Here is a 17,870-nt window from a genome sequence, read left to right on the forward strand (position 1 = left end):
AGTGTGTTTTCTTACCTCGAACTCGTGGAACTCCCCAACGGCGACATCGTACTGCAGCGTTCAGATGACGATGGTGAGCCGCTGGTGGTGATCAGTTTCTCCGAGGAATCCCGCCAGTTTATGGCTGTGCCTCCGCTGGAGGTTGCACGCGCCATGATTCAGGCCGGTATTCAGGTGGCCTCTGAATCTCCTGATATTGCCATCGAAGAAGAAATCGAAGGCGAGGAGGACCTGCTGGATTCAACCGTGAGCAACAAAACGGTTCACTGAACCCCTTCAAGGTAAATAATCACGCATTCCGCCTGACCTTTTCGAGCGGCCCATTCCAGTTGCGCATAGGCGCTTTCACTCAGCGGCTTGCGGGCCATCATCACCACCGTGTGGCTGCGTCCGCCCTGAAGGGTTCGCAGGGCCAAACCCATGGTATCTTCAGCCTTGCGAGCCAGCACCTGCAGCAGGTGATGGCCGCTCTTGCGCACGCTGTCGCTGAGGAAGCTTTTGACCGACATATCACCGATCCAGCAGACCCAGCGATTGTCGTCGGTATCATTGAGTTCGCGCAGAATACCGCTGAGCAGCAGTTGGCGCGACAGCGGGTTGCTGGCCGGTATATGCAGTTCGGCAATACGGCTGTGATCGTCGCTGGGGGCAAGCAGGTGTTGTTGTGCATTCATAATCAGTGTCTCCGCAGTATGCCAACGCTAAGGCCTTCAATCGCGAAATCCTGTTCGCGCAGGTCAACTTCAATCGGAGAGTAATCCTTATTCTCCGGCAGCAGCAGGATCTGGTGCTTGCTTTTGGTCGGTTTAAAACGCTTGACGGTGACTTCATCGCCAATACGCGCCACAACAATATCGCCGTTATTGGCGATTGGTGTGCGGTGGACTGCCAGCAGATCATCTTCAAAAATACCGATTTCGATCATGCTGTCACCGCGAACCCGCAGAAAGTAATCTGCGCGCGGCGAAAAGGTTGCGCCGGGCATATCGCAGTAATCTTCAATATGCTCCTCGGCAAGGATGGGGTTACCGGCGGCGACCCGGCCGACGATGGGGATGCCGCTGCTGGACGCCGGCAGGCGAATGCCCCGGGATGCGCCGGCAATCATTTCAATAGCACCTTTGCGGGCGAGGGCTTTAAGATGCTCCTCGGCCGCATTGGGCGAGCGAAAGCCCAACTCGCGGGCGATATCGGCGCGAGTAGGTGGGTAGCCGGTTTCTTCTATGTATCGCTTGATCAGGCTGAGAACGTCCTGTTGCCTGGCTGTCAGTGTGCTCATATTTTTAACCTGTTTGCATATACAGTGTCCTGTCAGTATATACAGTAAGGCTTGGGCTGCAAGTTTTTTTTAGGCTTGACTGGGCGTGGGGCCAAGCGCGACCAAGGCAGCCGCGCGGGAAAGGAGGGTAGAGCGGGATTTAGGCCGGTCGACAGTGCTTAGAAGTCGTCGATCAGGCCATTAATGGTATCGGGCTCTATTTCCCCCAAGGGGTCGTCCCAGCCCTTGCCGTTATAATCGCTGGCGTCGCGGTAATCGTCATCCGATAATTCAAAGGGATTGCGCCAGTCTTCCGGCTCTTCTACCGGTTCCAGCAGTAGTTCGTCCCAGCTCTCCATGTCGAATTCGCAAATGGCACCATCCAATAGCTGGGTTTCGATGGCATCGTCAATAGCGACGACTTCAAAAATCGAACCGAGTTGCAGGTCTTTATACCAGCTCCCTACTTGAGGTGTGACATTATTCATTGCTTGCTCCTCACGGTACGTCGCGTCCCCTACAAAGTAACACTCGCTGGGTGGCTGTCCAGAGTCTGATTTGGGCAAAAAATTCATGCCAACAAGGATACGCATTAACCGCTAGAAGGCGTAAAATCGCTGGTTTTTCATTTGTTTAAAATTTGAATGGCGCTGGCCTTCAGTGACTGCAGCGGCATTTTTATGCAGAGTTTGCATAAGCGGCTGCCTTGTCGTACAAAAATATTCTAGGAAAAAACACCGGCCTGTGATGCAGGCCCTTTTTGTTCACTGCTTTGCACGGCTTCAAGGGGATGAAGGATGATTAATGAGTGGCTGGAGAAGTTGCCGGCGGGTGAGTACCCTTGGCTGTGGAAAGTCTTTCTGGCAGTTTTGGCCACGGCGCTCGTCAATTATTTGACGGGCAAGGCGTTAGATCGCCTGCAGACGCATCTGGAGCGAACCCACAACGTCTGGGACGACGCGCTGCTCGCGTCCATTCGCCGTCCCGCTTACTGGATGATCTGGCTGGTGGGCTTCAGTTACGCCCTGCAACTGATTCTGCAGACCTCGGACGCCGAAATCTTCACCGTACTCAATTCGCTGCGCGCCGTGCTTGCGGTGTTGATATTGACCTGGTTTCTGGTCGGCCTGGTGGGGCAAATCGAGCAGAGATTGCTGTCGGGCGAATATACCAAGTCCGATGAACCCTTTGACCCGACGACCGTTATGGCGCTTGGCAAGCTGGTCAAGACGGCGATCATTATCACCGCTACGTTGGTGGCTATGCAGACGCTGGGCTACAGCGTGACGGGTGTGCTGGCTTTTGGTGGTATCGGTGGTATCGCCGTGGGCTTCGCGGCCAAGGACCTGCTGGCCAATTTCTTTGGCGGCCTGATGGTGTACCTGGACCGGCCCTTCGCCGTTGGTGAATGGATACGCTCACCGGACCAGAATATTGAAGGAACCGTTGAAAACATAGGTTGGCGTCAGACCCGCATTCGCACCTTTGATCAGCGTCCGCTCTATGTGCCGAACGCAACCTTCACCCAGATCTCGGTCGAAAACCCTTCACGCATGCTGAACCGGCGTATCTATGAAACCATCGGTGTGCGTTATGACGATGCCCGCCAGCTGGCGGCCATTGTCGAGGCTGTGCGCAGCTATCTTGAGCAGCACGACGAGATCGACCAGAACAAGACTTTGATCGTTAACTTCAACAGCTTTGGGCCGTCGTCGCTCGATTTCTTTATTTATACCTTTACCAAAACCACCAACTGGGTGAAATACCACGCGATCAAGCAGGCGATACTGCTGGATATACTGGGCATTATTCACCAGCACGATGCCGATGTTGCGTACCCGACAACGACGGTCAAGCTGCAGCAAGAAATGGCGCAACAGATCGAAGGAGAGTCAGCCAGTGAGTGATGTTATCGCGATCATCGGTGGCACCGGCCTGTGCGACTGGGAAGGCGCTGAAACGATCGCTTCGCAAACAATACCGACACCCTACGGCGAGGCCAGCGCGCCCTTGCGGCGCATCCGCTACAAAGGCAGTGAATTTGTCTTTCTGCCCCGTCACGGAGACGGTCATCGTTTTCCGCCGCACAAGATCAACTACCGGGCCAATATCTGGGCCCTGGAGTCAGAAGGGATAGGCAAGGTTATTGCCGTCAACGCAGTGGGGGGCATTCATCCGGATTGTGGAACCGGCGCATTGGTGGTGCCAGATCAGATCATCGACTACAGCTACGGTCGCGAACACACCTTTTACGATGGCAGTGATGGCCGCCTGGACCATGTGGATTTCGGCGAACCATACAGCACACACTTGCGCAGCCGTATTCTGGCGGCCGGCCAACAGCTGGCGATGCCGCTGTTGGATGGCGGGGTCTATGCCTGCACTCAGGGGCCGCGGCTGGAGAGCGCCGCTGAAGTTCAGCGGCTGCAGCGCGATGGGGCGGATCTGGTGGGTATGACCGCCATGCCCGAAGCCGGGCTGGCGCGCGAGTTGGGGCTGGAGTACGCCTCGCTGTGTCTGGTGGTGAATCCGGCGGCTGGTCTGAGCAGTGAGCCGATCACCATGGACGATATTCAGAAAGTCATCGACTCCGGCATGCAGGCGGTGAAGCAGGTGTTGGCGGCAGCCGTCAACGCATAGCGGTTTTGTCGTCTGTCTTGCTGGCGAGAGGGGTGATCTTGACCAGCACCCCGAACATCGGGTGATCCAAATAGTGCACTTCACCACTGCGCATGCGTCGGTTCTGACGCATGACCACCGTGCGCTCTACATAGTAGCTGCTGTCGTTGGCCGCCAGCAGATCCAGGTTGCTGGCAGGACGCGATTCGGTCACACCGTCTGATAGGACATCGTCCTGATTTTGTTGTTGCTCTTCCTGGTGCGGCCGAAAGTTCGGGTCGTTGACCGGGAAGGGTGTCGGCAGTGCCGGAAATTCGGAGCGTCGGGCGGCCTGCAATTCCTCTTCTGAGGGGGCAAAACCCTCCGCTTCCTGCAATATGGCCGCGCCGTGTCCGAAGTCGCTTAGCCACAGGTCGGTATCGATGTGCAGGTAGCGCTCAAGCGCAACTTTTATATAGCCTTCGAGTTCATAGTGCTGGCCGACCGGGTCGCCGCCCTGAATCAGAATGGGAGTGGCGCTGGCTCTGGGGTTGAGTTTCTGTGGCCAGCTGCCGCTGAACAGCAGGCGGTAGCGGTGGGCACCGCGAATCTTTTTGACCATGTCCGCAAATTCGGGGTCGGGAATAGAGTCCTGCAGAATAAACGGGCGGGGGGGCTCACGCATTTCGCCGCTCTGGCCGCCGTCGACGGAGGCTGCCTCACCCAGCAGGGAGCGGGCTGACTCTACCGCAGCTTCAGCGCGGGCATTGGCTTCTTCGTCGGCCGAGGCGGGGAATTGCTCCGGAAACAATTCCTTGCAGGCTGGGTCCAGGCTGCGGTTTGAGGCTGGCGCTTCCGGCTCGCGGTAATCCTCCGGGTAGCCTTCGCCGGCGTCGACGCGCTCAAGAATATCCAGCAGCCGGTTTTCTGTGTTGCCGCCGGCATCGCGGGGCGAGCAGAGATCTTCGAGAAAGCGCTGTCGGGTTTTCAGGCGGGTAAGACCCTCAGGGTAGCGCAGGTGCAGCTGATTGCGCCATATTTCGTCGTACTCGCCCGAGCCTGTGCGGTTGGCGAATACTGCCAGATGAACCTGATACCAACCGTCAAGACGCTCTTCCGAGGTATTGGCGAGGAGGCTTTGGCTGGTCAATGTCAGAGCCGTGGCGAGCAGAATTCGGGGGAGTTTTTTCATGCGGCGGGGGCAAGCTCTCTTATCAGATTTTCGACAAACTCGAAGCGCGCCTCATTATCAGTCAAGGCTTCCGAGAAGCGCAAGGCTGTAGCCCCGTCTAGCCGGAAGGTAGCGGGCCGGGTCTGCACCAGTGTGACCAGGTTGGCGGGATCAATTCGGGGTTCGTCGGAAAACTCCAGTCGGCCGCCCTGGGCAGACGCTTCCACCTTGGTGATGCCGAGTCGGTCCGCCTCGAGTTTAAGGTGGGCCAGTCGGAACAGGTTTTTGGTGGCATCGGGCAGTAGCCCGAAGCGGTCGATCATTTCTACCTGCAGTTCCCGCAAGTCGTCTTCACTGGCGGCGCTGGCAATGCGTTTGTACAGAATCAGGCGGCCCTGCACATCCGGCAGGTAGTCGTCGGGAATCAGGGCGGGCAGGCGCAGGTTGATATCCGTGCTGGTGGCCGGCTTTTCCACATCGATGGTGCGGCCTTCCTTGATTGCCGCTACGGCCCGCTCCAGCATTTCCATATAGAGACTGAACCCCACGGCGCTGATCTGCCCACTCTGTTCGTCGCCCAGCAGCTCGCCGGCACCGCGAATTTCCAGATCGTGGGTTGCCAGGGTAAAGCCAGCGCCGAGGGTGTCGGCTTCGCTGATGGCGGTCAGGCGCTTCTCTGCGTCGGGGGTCATCTGTCGCGCGGGCGGCGTCAGCAGATAGGCATAGGCTTGATGGTGGGAGCGTCCAACCCGGCCGCGCAGCTGATGGAGCTGCGCCAGTCCGAATTTATCCGCCCGTTCAATAATGATGGTATTGGCGTTGGGAACGTCGATGCCGGTTTCAATGATGGTAGAGCACACCAGCACGTTAAAACGCTTGTGGTAGAAGTCGCTCATCACCTGTTCCAGATCGCGTTCGCGCATTTGGCCGTGGCCAATGGAGACGCGGATTTCCGGTACCGCTTCCTGCAGTTCCCGCGCGGTTTTTTCGATGGTTTTGACATCGTTGTGCAGATAGTAAACCTGGCCGCCACGCAGAATCTCCCGCAGGATCGCTTCCTGTACCAGGGCGCTGTCGTACTCGCGGACAAAGGTCTTTACCGACAGTCGGCGCGCGGGCGGGGTGGCGATGATAGACAGATCGCGCATGCCGGACATGGACATGTTCAGGGTGCGGGGAATCGGCGTGGCGGTCAGGGTCAGGATGTCCACTTCCGCGCGCAGGGCCTTAAGCACTTCCTTCTGGCGCACTCCAAAGCGGTGTTCTTCGTCAATAATAACCAGGCCGAGGTTTTTGTATTTAAGGTCACCGCCAAGTAGTTTGTGGGTGCCGATAAGAATGTCGATTTTGCCCGCGTTCAGCTTTTCAATAATGGCATTCTGTTCACTCTGGCTGCGAAAGCGGGATACCACATCAACCGTAATTGGCCAGTTGGCGAAGCGATCGCGAAAGGACTCGAAGTGCTGCTGGGCGAGCAGGGTGGTGGGTACCAGGATGGCGACTTGCCGGCTGTCCTGCACTGCGATAAAGGCGGCGCGCATGGCAACTTCTGTTTTGCCGAAGCCCACATCACCGCAGACCAGTCGATCCATCGGCTTGGCCGATTGCATATCGTTGACGACTGCCTCAATAGCCTGTTCCTGATCCGGAGTTTCTTCAAAGGGGAACTCGCTGGCAAAGCGCAGGTAATCTTCGCGTTCAAGGGGGTAGGCATAGCCCCGGCGGGCTTCCCGCTTGGCGTAGATGTCCAGCAGCTCTGCGGCCACATCACGAATTTTCTCGGCGGCTTTTTTGCGCGCCTTGGTCCACTGATCCGTGCCCAGTTTGTGCAACGGCGCGGTGGCCTCATCGGCACCGCTGTAGCGGCTGATCATGTGCAGGGCGCTGACAGGCACATAGAGCTTGGCGCCGTCGGCGTATTCCAGGGTAAGAAACTCTTCCGCCTGATTATCGACTTCAATGCTCTGCAGGCCCTGATAGCGACCGACGCCGTGATCGATATGCACCACCGGTGCGCCAATGCGCAGTTCAGCCAGATTCTTGACGGTCTGGTCGCTGGCGGTGGTCGCCTTGCGGCGGCGACGGCTCTGGGCGACGTGATGGCCGAACAGCTGGCTTTCGGCAACGGCGGCGAGGCAATCGTTACTGAGAACGGCACCATGTTCGAGTGCCGCCGTGGTGATGCACAGCGGGTCCATACTGCCCACAAATGCTTCCCAGCTGTCGATTTCGCGGGGCTTGAGTTTGTGCCTTGCCAGCAGTTCCATCAGGGCCTGCCGCCTGCCGGCGGATTCAGCGCACAATAAAAGACGGTTGTTTTGGTTAAAACTGCGCAGAGCGGCGGCCGGGTCACTGCTGTGCGCGTCAATCTGCAGCGCCGGTGGCGGCGCGGAGGGCAGGTTGCGATTGTCGCCCTCGACCGGCAGCTCATCGCTGTGTAACACGATCTGAGGCTGTTGCTTCAATTTACTGAAGACCTCGTCTACCGCCAGGAAGATTTCCGCAGGCGTCAGTACCGGTCGTTGGCGGTCGCCCTGACGCTGTTCATAGCGCTGCCGGGCATCGCGCCAGAAATGCTCGGCCGAGGCTTCAATGCCGGCGACCGTGGCGATGGTGGCATCCTCCGGCAAGTAGTCGAACAGGCTGGCGCATTCGGAGAAAAACAGGGGCAGGTAGTACTCAATGCCGGTCGAGGCAATGCCATCGCAAATATCCTGGTACACCGGGCATTGGCGGTGATCAACGTCGAAACGGGCGTGCCAGCGGTCCCGAAAGCCGCGAATACCCGCTTCGTCGAGGGGGTATTCCCTGCCGGGCAGCAGGTTGACGCTGTCAAAGGGCTCGATGCTGCGCTGGGTTTCCGGGTCAAAGCTACGCAGGGTATCGATTTCTTCGTCAAACAGGTCAATCCGGTAGGGCACGCGACTGCCCATGGGGAATAAATCGAGCAGCGCACCGCGCAGGGTGTATTCGCCGTGCTCATAAACGGTATCCACATGGCGGTAGCCGCTTTTCTCCAGAGAACGCCGCATTGCCTGTAGATCCAGCATCTGGCCTTTGGCCAGACGCAGGCTGTGACCGCGTATGTAATCCAGCGGCGGCAAACGGTGCAGCAGGGTGGTAACCGGTACCACCAACACGCCCCGGCGCATGGTGGGCAGCTCTGCCAGGCAGCGCAGCCGCTCGGAGATGATGTCCTGATGGGGTGAGAAAAGGTCGTAGGGCAGGGTTTCCCAGTCCGGCAGCAGGTGCACATCAAGGTCCTGGGCGAAGAAGCGCAGTTCCTGCTCCATGCGGTAGGCGGTGGCGGTATTGTCGGTAATCAGCACCACCGGGCCGCTGCACTGGCCGGCAATTTCGGCAACTGCCAGACTCTGGGCGGCAGCGTGGGCCGAGCCGAGCCGCAATTTGCGTCCGGCGCGTATCTGGAGATCGAGACCTATAGTCAGCACGTGTAGCGGAATCCGTTGAAAGTGTCAGGGGTCGTCAAGGCGGGCCGCATTTTAGCCCGAGCGTCGCATAATTTCACAGAATGCTGTTGATTGCCGACGTGAATGCCTTGGTAGCCGGGGGCTGTAAAGGGTGGAATAGGGCGAATGTTGTCAGCAAACCTGATGATCTGGTTGAACTCAGGGCCCGGAATAAAGATAATACGCGCACATTTTTCCGCGCAATCAACAGGGTACCCCGCAGTGACCGAGAGAAAACGTGCACGTCCGGCTGACTATTTCGCTGATTGGAAGGAGCGTGAAGCGCTTGCTGAGGGAATGATTCCCCTGGTTGGCAAGCTCTACCGTAACAACAACGTGAAAACGTATATCTACGGTCAGGCCTTGGTGAACCGCTCCGTACTGGAAATCATGCAAGCGCATCGCGTGGTCCGCCAGGTAGAACAAAACGAACTCTCCGAATTTGAAACCTTCCCTGTGATCAAGGCGTTGGCGGATCTGGATCTGGGTACAGCCCATATCGACGCTGGTCGCATTGCCGTTGGTTATGAGACCGAAGGCAAGTCTCAAGGTATCTCGGTAGAAGAGTACGTTAAAAGCCAGGTGTCGGACCTGATCGGAGCGTCAGCTGAGCCAAGCCGTGAATCCCGCGATGTGGTGCTGTACGGCTTTGGTCGCATTGGTCGTCTGATGGCGCGGCTGCTGATTGAAAAGGCCGGTGGCGGTGAGAACCTTCGCTTGAAAGCGGTTGTTGTTCGCCCCAGCGGTAAAGAAGACGATCTGGTCAAGCGCGCCAGCCTGCTGCAGCGCGATTCAGTGCACGGCCAGTTCAAGGGCACTATTCGCGTTGATGAGGAGCGAAGCTCCTTTGTTGCCAACGGCAACGAGATCAAGGTGATTTACGCCGGTTCGCCGCAGGAAATTGATTACACCGAATACGGCATTAAAGATGCTATTGTTGTCGACAATACCGGCAAATGGCGTAACCGCGACGGGCTCTCCCAGCATTTGGCCTGCCCGGGTGTCAGCAAGGTTATTCTCACGGCGCCAGGCAAGGGCGACCTGAAAAATATCGTGTTTGGCATTAACGATGGCGAAATTAGCAATGACGACACGATAATTTCTGCGGCCAGCTGCACCACCAATGCCATTGCACCGCCGCTGAAAGCGCTCGACGACGAATTCAAAGTGCTTAATGGTCACGTCGAGACTGTCCACGCCTACACCAACGACCAGAACTTGATTGACAACTACCACAGCGCCAAGCGCCGTGGTCGCAGCGCACCACTGAATATGGTACTCACCGAAACCGGTGCAGCCAAAGCAGTGGGCAAGGTATTGCCCCAGATGCAGGGCAAACTGACCGGTAACGCTATCAGGGTTCCAACGCCAAACGTCTCCATGGCGATCATGAAACTGACCCTAGGTCGCGAAACCACCGTTGAGGAAGTGAATGAGTACATGCGCAAGGTTGCGCTGCATTCACCGCTGCGCAAGCAAATAGATTACTCAAACTCGCCAGAGGTGGTTTCCAGCGATTTCGTTGGATCGCGCCATGCCTGTATCTACGATAGTGAAGCAACCATTGTGAATGGTAGCTCAGCTGTGATCTATTGCTGGTACGATAACGAATTCGGTTACAGCTGCCAGGTACACCGAATTCTGGAAAAAATGGCTGGCGTCGATTACGCCATCTACCCCAAAGAGAGTTAATACACGCGTGCGGTGGGTTGGGGAGCTCACCGCGTGACAAGGGCTCTCCGGCAAGTTTGCATTACAGTGATTCACTGCTGTAATGCTGAGTGTCGTCCCCTCTAACGGTTGATTCGCGCGGCGGGTCAACAGCTTTCGCATTAACATGAGTGCTAGGCAGGCTGATGATCAAGATTAGTAAGGGTCTGGATTTGCCCATTACCGGTGCACCGGCTCAGCAGATAGATGCTGGTCCGAAAGTGCGCACGGTAGCGGTGGTCGGTTTCGACTACGTGGGTATGAAGCCGACGATGGAAGTGTCGGTTGGTGATCGGGTTAAAACCGGTCAGTTGCTTTTCACCGACAAGAAAACCGCAGGAGTGCGCTTTACCGCGCCTGCCACTGGTGTTGTTTCCGCGATCAATCGCGGCGAGCGCCGTGTGCTGCAGTCGGTGGTCATCGATGTTGAAGACGACGACTTTGTCGATTTTGGCAAAGTTGAGGCGTCTCAGCTGGATTCTCTCGACGAACAGGCTGTTCGCAGCAAACTGATTGAGTCCGGCCTGTGGACAGCGCTGCGCACTCGTCCTTTCAGCAAAACACCGGCGATCGACAGCCAGGCGACGGCGATCTTCGTCAATGCCATGGATACCCGGCCACTGGCCGGTGATCCGCAGGTCGTTATTGCCGAGCAGCGCGATGCTTTCGTCAGCGGTCTGAAAGTTCTTTCCCGTCTGAATAGCAATCTGACTGTTTGCAAGGCGCCGGGCGCTGATATCCCCGACGCGCCGTCGGTCAAGGTTGAAGAGTTTGCCGGTCCGCACCCGGCGGGCCTCCCCGGTACTCACGTTCACTTCCTGATGGGGGCGTCTTCCAAAAAGATTGCCTGGACCGTGGACTATCAGGATGTCATCGCTATTGGCCAGCTGTTTACTACCGGACAGCTGTGGACCGAGCGCGTGGTTGCGTTGGCCGGCCCACAGGTCGAGCAGCCCCGCCTTTTGCGCACCCGCATCGGCGCGCATCTGGATGAACTGGTTGCCGGCCAGGTAAAACCCGAAGATAACCGAGTAATTTCCGGCTCGGTACTGGGCGGGCGAACGGCGCGTGGCCCGGTCGCTTACCTCGGCCGCTTCCACAATCAGGTCAGCGTATTGAAAGAGGGCACAGAGCGCGAATTCATGGGCTGGTTATCGCCGGGCATGCAGAAGCACTCTACGCTGAAAATCTACCTGTCCCAGTTTGCCCCCCAGCGCCTGTTTAACTTCAACACCAATACCAACGGCAGCGAGCGGGCCATGGTCCCCGTGGGCGTGTACGAGAACATCATGCCGCTGGATATATTGCCGACCCAGCTGCTGCGTGCACTGATTGTCGGTGACACCCAGATGGCCCAGTCGCTTGGCGCACTGGAACTGGACGAAGAAGATCTCGCTCTGTGCACCTACGTGTGCCCGGGCAAATACGAATATGGTCCGATCCTGCGTGAGAATCTCACGCGTATCGAGCACGAGGGTTAATGATGGGGCTGCGAAAATTACTCGATTCGATGGAGCCGCACTTTCATAAGGGCGGCCGCTACGAAAAGTGGTACGCCCTCTATGAGGCGGTTGATACCATTTTCTATTCACCGGGATCGACAACCAAAACCACGGCTCATGTGCGTGACGGTATAGACCTGAAACGCATTATGATCACGGTTTGGTTCTGTACCTTCCCGGCGATGTTTTTCGGCATGTGGAATCTTGGCTATCAGGCCAATTCCGTGTTGCTGGAAACCGGCGCGGCTATGAACGCCGACTGGCGTACTCCGCTGATTTCAGCACTCGCGGGTAACGACCCGGCAAACCTGTGGGATAATTTCTGGTACGGCTTCTGGTATTTTGCGCCGATCTATTTTGTGACCTTTGTGGTGGGCGGCTTCTGGGAAGTCCTGTTCGCCATGAAACGCGGCCACGAAGTCAATGAAGGCTTTTTTGTAACCTCCATACTGTTCGCGCTGACCTGCCCGCCCAGCATCCCGCTGTGGATGGTGGCGCTGGGCATCAGCTTTGGTGTTGTGGTCGGCAAGGAAGTGTTTGGCGGAACCGGAAAGAACTTCCTGAACCCCGCATTGACCGGGCGCGCCTTTCTGTTCTTTGCCTATCCGGCAAGCATGAGCGGCGATGGGGTCTGGACGGCAGTAGACGGCTTCACTGGCGCCACTGCACTATCGATTGCGGCGAGCGATGGTGTCGGCGCTTTGGAACAGAGCATGAGCTGGTGGAATGCTTTTGTCGGCCTGATGCCGGGTTCGATTGGCGAAACCTCGACACTGGCCATCTTTATTGGCGGCGCTTTCCTGTTGTGGACGCGCATTGCTTCCTGGCGCATTGTCGCCGGTGTGATGATCGGCATGGTGGCGCTTTCAACTCTGTTTAACAGCATTGATTCCACTAACCCGATGTTCAGCCTGCCCTGGCACTGGCATATGGTTGTGGGTGGCTTTGCCTTCGGCATGATTTTTATGGCAACAGATCCGGTTTCGGCATCCATGACCAATACCGGCAAGTGGATTTTTGGTGCGCTGATCGGTGTGATGGTGGTGCTGATTCGCGTGGTTAACCCGGCCTTTCCGGAAGGCATGATGCTTGCGATTCTGTTCGCTAACCTGTTTTCACCGCTGATCGACCACTTCGTTGTCGAAGCAAATATCAAACGGAGGCTCGCGCGTGGCTAGTAACGATACGATCAAGAAAACGCTGCTGGTCGCCGTCGCTCTCTGTATCGTCTGCTCGCTGGTGGTTTCCAGTGCGGCGGTACTGCTGAAGCCGGCGCAGATTAAAAACAAGGCGCTGGATCGCAAGAGCAATATTCTGGCAGCCGCCGGTATGCTCGAGCCCGGCCAGAGCGATGCGGAAATTGAAGAGATCTACGCGTCAAAAATTACCCCGCGTATTGTCGACCTGAAAAGCGGTAGGTATACCGATGAGTTCAGTCCGGAAGGTTTTGAGCAGAAAAAAATTGCCAAGAACCCGAAAACCTCAATCGATCTCAATGATGCGGAAGATCAGGCGAATATTTCCCGTCGCGAGAATTTCAGCATTGTCTATCTGGTAGAGAACAATGGTCAGCTAGACAAGATCATTCTGCCGGTTCATGGCTATGGCCTGTGGTCGACGCTGTACGGTTTTCTGGCGCTGGAGTCTGACCTCAACACGGTTGCCGGTTTCGGTTTCTACGAGCACGGCGAAACGCCGGGGCTTGGCGGTGAAGTCGATAACCCGAAATGGAAGAACCAGTGGCAAGGCAAGGAAGTCTACGACGACGGTGAAGTCGCGCTGGGCGTAGTGAAAGGTTCGGTTGACCCTGACAAAGAAGGTTCCGAGCACAAGGTCGACGGTTTGTCTGGTGCAACCTTGACCAGTAACGGTGTCACCAACCTCGTGCATTTCTGGATGGGTGAAATGGGATACAAACAGTTTCTGGCTAACTTGAAGTCAGGGGAGGCGTAATCGTGTCGATGAAGGAAACCCTTACCGGGCCGGTATTCAACAACAACCCGATTGCCTTGCAGATTCTGGGTATTTGCAGCGCGCTGGCGGTTACCTCCAGCATGAAAGTCACACTGGTTATGTGCGTGTCGGTTATCGCCGTTACTGCCTTTTCCAGCATGGCTGTTTCAAGCATCCGGCACCACATTCCCAGCAGCATCCGGATCATCGTGCAGATGGTTATCATTGCCTCGCTGGTTATTGTGGTCGACCAGGTGCTCAAGGCCTACTTCTTCACTATCAGTAAACAGCTGTCGGTCTTCGTTGGTCTGATCATTACCAACTGTATCGTCATGGGGCGGGCAGAAGGTTTTGCAATGAAGAATGGCCCAATCGCCAGTTTTGTTGACGGCGTGGGCAACGGTCTCGGCTACAGCGTTGTGCTGTTGTTTGTAGCCTTCTTCCGCGAACTGCTGGGCTCCGGCAGCTTGTTCGGCATCCAGCTGCTTGAAACGGTGAACAATGGCGGCTGGTATGTTCCCAACGGACTGATGCTGCTGCCCCCCAGTGCTTTCTTCCTGATTGGTTTCTTTATCTGGGCACTGCGAGCCTGGAAAACTGAGCAGGTTGAAGAACCGGAATTTAAAATCTGCCCTAATACCCGCGCACAGGAGGCCGTGTAAATGGAATACTATCTGAGCCTCTTTATTCGCTCGGTCTTTATCGAGAACATGGCCCTGGCGTTCTTCTTGGGCATGTGTACCTTCCTGGCCATCTCGAAAAAGATTCAGGCGGCCCTTGGTCTTGGTATCGCGGTTATCGTGGTGCTGACGATAACAGTGCCGGTGAACAACCTGATCTATACCTATTTGCTGGCGGACGGTGCGCTGGCTTGGGCCGGTTTGCCTGACGTGGATCTGAGCTTTCTCGGTTTGCTGAGTTATATCGGCGTTATCGCGGCCATTGTTCAGATCATGGAAATGTTTCTGGATAAGTATGTACCGGCTCTCTATAGCGCGCTGGGCGTGTTCCTGCCGCTGATCACCGTAAACTGCGCGATTATGGGTGCGTCACTGTTTATGGTTGAGCGCGATTACAACCTGGGCGAGTCTGTAGTGTACGGCGCTGGCGCCGGTACCGGTTGGGCGCTGGCGATTGTGGCACTGGCGGGGATTCGCGAGAAAATGAAATACAGTGATGTGCCAGAAGGTCTTCGTGGCCTCGGTATTACCTTTATTACTGTTGGCTTGATGTCGTTGGGCTTTATGTCCTTCGGCGGCATCGATCTGTAACCGGGGAGACTGACGTAGTATGAATACAGTAATCATTCTCGGTGTCACCATGTTCACAGCGGTAGTTCTCTCGCTGGTGGCGGTGATTCTATTTGCCCGCTCCAGGCTGGTGAGCTCGGGCAACGTGAATATCGAGATCAACGGTGAAAAAACCATCACGGTTCCGGCGGGCGACAAGCTGCTGGGTACGCTGGGATCCAACGGCCTGTTTCTGGCCTCGGCCTGTGGTGGCGGCGGTAGCTGCGCCCAGTGCAAGTGCATCGTCGAGGAAGGCGGTGGCTCAATGCTGCCGACCGAAGAAGCCCACTTTACCCCGCGCGAAGCTCGTCAAGGCTGGCGGCTGTCCTGTCAGACCCCGGTCAAACAGGATATGAAAATCGAAATCCCGGAAGAGGTTTTCGGCGTTAAACAGTGGGAGTGTACGGTTGAATCCAACCCCAATGTGGCGACCTTTATCAAGGAGCTGACCCTGCGTCTGCCGGAAGGCGAAAACGTCGATTTCCGCGCTGGGGGATATGTGCAGCTAGAGTGTCCGCCGCACGTGGTGAAGTACAAGGACTTCGATATTCAGGAAGAATATCTGGACGACTGGAAGAAGTTCGGCTTTCTGGATCTTGAATCCAAGTGCAACGAAACCACGATCCGCGCTTACTCCATGGCGAACTATCCGGAAGAAAAAGGCCTGGTGAAATTCAACATTCGCTGTGCCACGCCGCACCCGAGTGATCTGACGGTACCGCCCGGTATCATGTCCTCTTGGGTGTTTAACCTGAAGCCCGGCGACAAGGTTAAGGTTTACGGTCCGTTTGGTGAGTTCTTCGCCAAGGACACCGACGCGGAAATGGTGTTTATTGGCGGTGGTGCCGGTATGGCACCGATGCGTTCGCACATTTTTGACCAGCTCAAGCGCCTCAGCAGCAAGCGCAAGATATCCTTCTGGTACGGCGCGCGCTCGATGCGCGAAGCCTTCTACGTTGAAGAGTTCGACAAGCTGGCAGAAGAGAACGAGAACTTTAAATGGCATCTGGCCCTGTCTGATCCATTGCCTGAAGATAACTGGAACGGCCTGACCGGCTTTATTCACCAGGTACTGTACGACAACTACCTGCGTGACCATCCGGCCCCCGAAGATTGTGAATACTACATGTGTGGTCCGCCGATGATGAACGCGGCCTGTATCAAGATGCTGGAAGACCTCGGCGTTGAGAAAGACAACATCCTGCTGGATGACTTTGGTGGCTGATATCTTTAAAGCAATGTTTACAAGGGCAGCCCTCGGGCTGCTCTTTTTCGTTTTGGTCGGCTGTGACGGCTCACCCAAAGTGGTCAAGCTGGAAGGCGCGACCATGGGAACCCGCTACAACGTGACGCTTTTGCCGCCGCGAGGTTTCGACGAGAAGCGAGCGCAAAAAGAGTTGGATTCACTGCTGGCCGTATTTAATCAGATCGCTTCGACCTATGAGCCTCAATCTGAGGTAAACGCACTGTCAGCTATGCCCCTCAATGAGTGGCAGGACATCAGTCAGACCCTGTCGGAGATGCTGCTGATCAGCCTGGAAGTGAATTGGCTGACAGGCGGCGCTTTTGATGTGACGATATCCCCGCTGGTGGAGTTATGGGGCTTTGGTGCCGAGCAACGACCGCAACAGGTGCCAGAGGCGTCAGCCATTGCAGCCGCATTGGAAGACACCGGTTTTCGCCATATTCAACTGGACCTGACCGAACCTCGTATCAAACTCAAACGGCCAGTTACGGTGGATCTATCGGGTATCGCCAAGGGCTATGGCGTCGATATGGTGGCAGAATGGCTGGAACGCCAGCAGGTGGCCGATTACCTGGTTGAGATTGGTGGAGAAATCCGCGCGGCGGGCAGCAGTCCCCGCGGTGATGACTGGCGTGTCGGCATCGAAAAGCCTGAAGGCTTCAGTAGTGGCGTTCAGCAGGCGATCCGCGTCAGCGGCTATGGCTTGGCAACCTCCGGCGACTACCGCAATTATTTTGAAGAAGAGGGCGTGCGCTACTCGCACACCCTGGATCCGAAAACGGGTTACCCGATCTCCCACACGACGGCATCAGTAACCGTCGTGGCGGAGACGGCGGGTTACGCCGACGCCCTTGCCACTGGCTTTCTGGTCTTGGACGCTGAAAAAGCGCTGCGACTCGCCGAAACCCACGGTCTGGCGGTATACGTGATCGAGAAGGGCGAAAACGGATTTGTTTCACGCTGGAGCTCAGCGTTTGAACCCTACCTCGATTAAGGCGTATGGTGGGGATGAGGTGATGTTATGAAGATGCTGTTGGTTACATTTCTGGTGATGCTGTTTCTGATGGCCATCATGGCGATCGGGGTGTTGATGGGGCGCAAGCCCATCAAGGGCTCTTGTGGCGGCGTCGCCAATGCGTTGAATGAGCCGGACTACGTCTGCGACCTCTGCGGCAATGATCCGAATAAGTGCGAAGAGGAAAGCGGTAAGGCAGCAAAAGCCGCCGCCCAGAGCAGCAACTTCTACGACGCCGGCTAAGGCTGCGCTTACGCCCGGAGGCCGCTTGGGTTAAGATCGAAGCAAAGGCCTTCCGGGAGTGTTCTACACTATGCGGTACTATGCGCTGGAAAAGCTGATCAATCTCCACGACGGTTACCGCAAAACCTTCAAGATTGACGACCACCATCTTCTGCTGGTGCAGGAGGAGGGCGAGCGCTTTCTCGTTGAATCCTTTTGCCCGCACCGGGAACACAGTCTGCTCGACGCCACCATTTTTGGCGATACGATTACCTGCCCCCACCATCACTATCAGTTCCACTTGAGTAGCGGCGCGGTACTGGCGTCCACCGAAGAAGCCTGTCGCCGCTTGCGGGTCTATTCTCTGGTCGAAGAGGCCAGGGAAGTGGGAGTCATGCTGTAATATTCCCCTCGCCAACCAGCTATAAACCGGATA

General features: G+C 56.5%; 18 protein-coding genes. 13 read left to right on the forward strand and 5 right to left on the reverse strand.

Features of this window, described 5'->3' with window-relative positions; genetic code table 11:
* The first annotated feature begins 3 nt into the window (after positions 1-3).
* On the forward strand, positions 4-270 hold the full coding sequence (locus tag ABY734_RS03630) for a hypothetical protein (RefSeq protein ID WP_372777611.1): 267 nt from the start codon (positions 4-6) through the stop codon (positions 268-270).
* On the opposite strand, the gene ABY734_RS03635 is transcribed toward ABY734_RS03630, so the two are convergent.
* From ABY734_RS03635 to ABY734_RS03645, 3 genes are all read right to left on the reverse strand, one after another.
* Positions 264-674 (reverse strand): hypothetical protein, encoded by a 411-nt coding sequence (locus ABY734_RS03635; protein WP_372777612.1) that lies wholly within the window; start codon positions 672-674, stop codon positions 264-266. The two genes, ABY734_RS03630 and ABY734_RS03635, sit on opposite strands and share 7 nt — an antisense overlap.
* A gap of 2 nt (positions 675-676) precedes the next feature.
* Positions 677-1,279, reverse strand: a complete 603-nt coding sequence (gene lexA / locus ABY734_RS03640; protein WP_372777613.1) for a transcriptional repressor LexA — start codon at positions 1,277-1,279, stop codon at positions 677-679.
* 158 nt (positions 1,280-1,437) lie between these two features.
* Positions 1,438-1,746, reverse strand: coding sequence for a DUF6763 family protein (locus tag ABY734_RS03645; RefSeq protein WP_372777614.1), 309 nt, complete (start codon positions 1,744-1,746; stop codon positions 1,438-1,440).
* Positions 1,747-2,055: 309 nt separating this feature from the next.
* On the opposite strand from ABY734_RS03645, the gene ABY734_RS03650 reads away from it, so the two are divergent.
* Positions 2,056-3,165 (forward strand): mechanosensitive ion channel family protein, encoded by a 1,110-nt coding sequence (locus ABY734_RS03650; RefSeq protein WP_372777615.1) that lies wholly within the window; start codon positions 2,056-2,058, stop codon positions 3,163-3,165.
* A complete protein-coding gene (locus tag ABY734_RS03655; RefSeq protein ID WP_372777616.1) occupies positions 3,158-3,898 on the forward strand; it encodes an S-methyl-5'-thioinosine phosphorylase in 741 nt (246 codons plus the stop codon). The genes ABY734_RS03650 and ABY734_RS03655 overlap by 8 nt, the downstream gene beginning before the upstream one ends.
* Here the strand turns inward: ABY734_RS03655 and ABY734_RS03660 are convergent.
* Together ABY734_RS03660 and mfd are read right to left on the reverse strand one after the other, a co-directional pair.
* Positions 3,888-5,048: a CsiV family protein gene (locus ABY734_RS03660; RefSeq protein WP_372777617.1), complete on the reverse strand. Its 1,161-nt coding sequence runs from the start codon at positions 5,046-5,048 to the stop codon at positions 3,888-3,890. The genes ABY734_RS03655 and ABY734_RS03660 overlap by 11 nt on opposite strands.
* Entirely contained in the window at positions 5,045-8,479 is a 3,435-nt protein-coding gene (gene mfd, locus ABY734_RS03665) for a transcription-repair coupling factor (protein WP_372777618.1), read from the reverse strand. The genes ABY734_RS03660 and mfd overlap by 4 nt, the downstream gene beginning before the upstream one ends.
* Positions 8,480-8,719: 240 nt before the next feature.
* Here mfd and ABY734_RS03670 point away from each other — a divergent pair, with 240 nt between their 5' ends.
* The 10 genes from ABY734_RS03670 to ABY734_RS03715 all read left to right on the forward strand — a co-directional run bounded on the left by ABY734_RS03670 (position 8,720) and on the right by ABY734_RS03715 (position 17,837).
* Positions 8,720-10,189: a glyceraldehyde-3-phosphate dehydrogenase gene (locus ABY734_RS03670; protein WP_372777619.1), complete on the forward strand. Its 1,470-nt coding sequence runs from the start codon at positions 8,720-8,722 to the stop codon at positions 10,187-10,189.
* Between the two features lie 164 nt (positions 10,190-10,353).
* Positions 10,354-11,688, forward strand: a complete 1,335-nt coding sequence (locus tag ABY734_RS03675; RefSeq protein ID WP_372777620.1) for a Na(+)-translocating NADH-quinone reductase subunit A — start codon at positions 10,354-10,356, stop codon at positions 11,686-11,688.
* A gap of 2 nt (positions 11,689-11,690) precedes the next feature.
* On the forward strand, positions 11,691-12,887 hold the full coding sequence (locus tag ABY734_RS03680; protein WP_372777840.1) for an NADH:ubiquinone reductase (Na(+)-transporting) subunit B: 1,197 nt from the start codon (positions 11,691-11,693) through the stop codon (positions 12,885-12,887).
* A complete protein-coding gene (locus ABY734_RS03685; RefSeq protein WP_372777621.1) occupies positions 12,880-13,662 on the forward strand; it encodes a Na(+)-translocating NADH-quinone reductase subunit C in 783 nt (260 codons plus the stop codon). The genes ABY734_RS03680 and ABY734_RS03685 overlap by 8 nt, the downstream gene beginning before the upstream one ends.
* Positions 13,663-13,670: 8 nt before the next feature.
* Entirely contained in the window at positions 13,671-14,324 is a 654-nt protein-coding gene (locus ABY734_RS03690) for an NADH:ubiquinone reductase (Na(+)-transporting) subunit D (protein ID WP_372777841.1), read from the forward strand.
* On the forward strand, positions 14,325-14,933 hold the full coding sequence (nqrE, locus tag ABY734_RS03695) for an NADH:ubiquinone reductase (Na(+)-transporting) subunit E (RefSeq protein WP_372777622.1): 609 nt from the start codon (positions 14,325-14,327) through the stop codon (positions 14,931-14,933).
* 19 nt (positions 14,934-14,952) lie between these two features.
* Positions 14,953-16,176, forward strand: a complete 1,224-nt coding sequence (gene nqrF / locus ABY734_RS03700) for an NADH:ubiquinone reductase (Na(+)-transporting) subunit F (protein ID WP_372777623.1) — start codon at positions 14,953-14,955, stop codon at positions 16,174-16,176.
* Entirely contained in the window at positions 16,169-17,191 is a 1,023-nt protein-coding gene (locus ABY734_RS03705) for an FAD:protein FMN transferase (RefSeq protein WP_372777624.1), read from the forward strand. The genes nqrF and ABY734_RS03705 overlap by 8 nt, the downstream gene beginning before the upstream one ends.
* A gap of 27 nt (positions 17,192-17,218) precedes the next feature.
* Entirely contained in the window at positions 17,219-17,455 is a 237-nt protein-coding gene (nqrM, locus tag ABY734_RS03710) for a (Na+)-NQR maturation NqrM (protein WP_372777625.1), read from the forward strand.
* Positions 17,456-17,525: 70 nt separating this feature from the next.
* On the forward strand, positions 17,526-17,837 hold the full coding sequence (locus ABY734_RS03715; RefSeq protein ID WP_372777626.1) for a Rieske (2Fe-2S) protein: 312 nt from the start codon (positions 17,526-17,528) through the stop codon (positions 17,835-17,837).
* Positions 17,838-17,870 lie beyond the last annotated feature (33 nt).

The sequence above is a fragment of the Litorivivens sp. genome (assembly GCF_041624475.1).
Lineage (GTDB): Bacteria > Pseudomonadota > Gammaproteobacteria > Pseudomonadales > Spongiibacteraceae > Litorivivens.

Bases quoted from the DNA above. Each gene is read 5' to 3' on its own strand.
- ABY734_RS03635 (WP_372777612.1), bottom strand. From the start codon at position 674: ATGAATGCACAACAACACCTGCTTGCCCCCAGCGACGATCACAGCCGT.
- lexA (WP_372777613.1), bottom strand. From the start codon at position 1,279: ATGAGCACACTGACAGCCAGGCAACAGGACGTTCTCAGCCTGATCAAG.
- ABY734_RS03645 (WP_372777614.1), bottom strand. From the start codon at position 1,746: ATGAATAATGTCACACCTCAAGTAGGGAGCTGGTATAAAGACCTGCAA.
- ABY734_RS03650 (WP_372777615.1), top strand. From the start codon at position 2,056: ATGATTAATGAGTGGCTGGAGAAGTTGCCGGCGGGTGAGTACCCTTGG.
- ABY734_RS03660 (WP_372777617.1), bottom strand. From the start codon at position 5,048: ATGAAAAAACTCCCCCGAATTCTGCTCGCCACGGCTCTGACATTGACC.
- ABY734_RS03675 (WP_372777620.1), top strand. From the start codon at position 10,354: ATGATCAAGATTAGTAAGGGTCTGGATTTGCCCATTACCGGTGCACCG.
- ABY734_RS03680 (WP_372777840.1), top strand. From the start codon at position 11,691: ATGGGGCTGCGAAAATTACTCGATTCGATGGAGCCGCACTTTCATAAG.
- ABY734_RS03690 (WP_372777841.1), top strand. From the start codon at position 13,671: ATGAAGGAAACCCTTACCGGGCCGGTATTCAACAACAACCCGATTGCC.
- nqrE (WP_372777622.1), top strand. From the start codon at position 14,325: ATGGAATACTATCTGAGCCTCTTTATTCGCTCGGTCTTTATCGAGAAC.
- nqrF (WP_372777623.1), top strand. From the start codon at position 14,953: ATGAATACAGTAATCATTCTCGGTGTCACCATGTTCACAGCGGTAGTT.
- nqrM (WP_372777625.1), top strand. From the start codon at position 17,219: ATGAAGATGCTGTTGGTTACATTTCTGGTGATGCTGTTTCTGATGGCC.
- ABY734_RS03715 (WP_372777626.1), top strand. From the start codon at position 17,526: ATGCGGTACTATGCGCTGGAAAAGCTGATCAATCTCCACGACGGTTAC.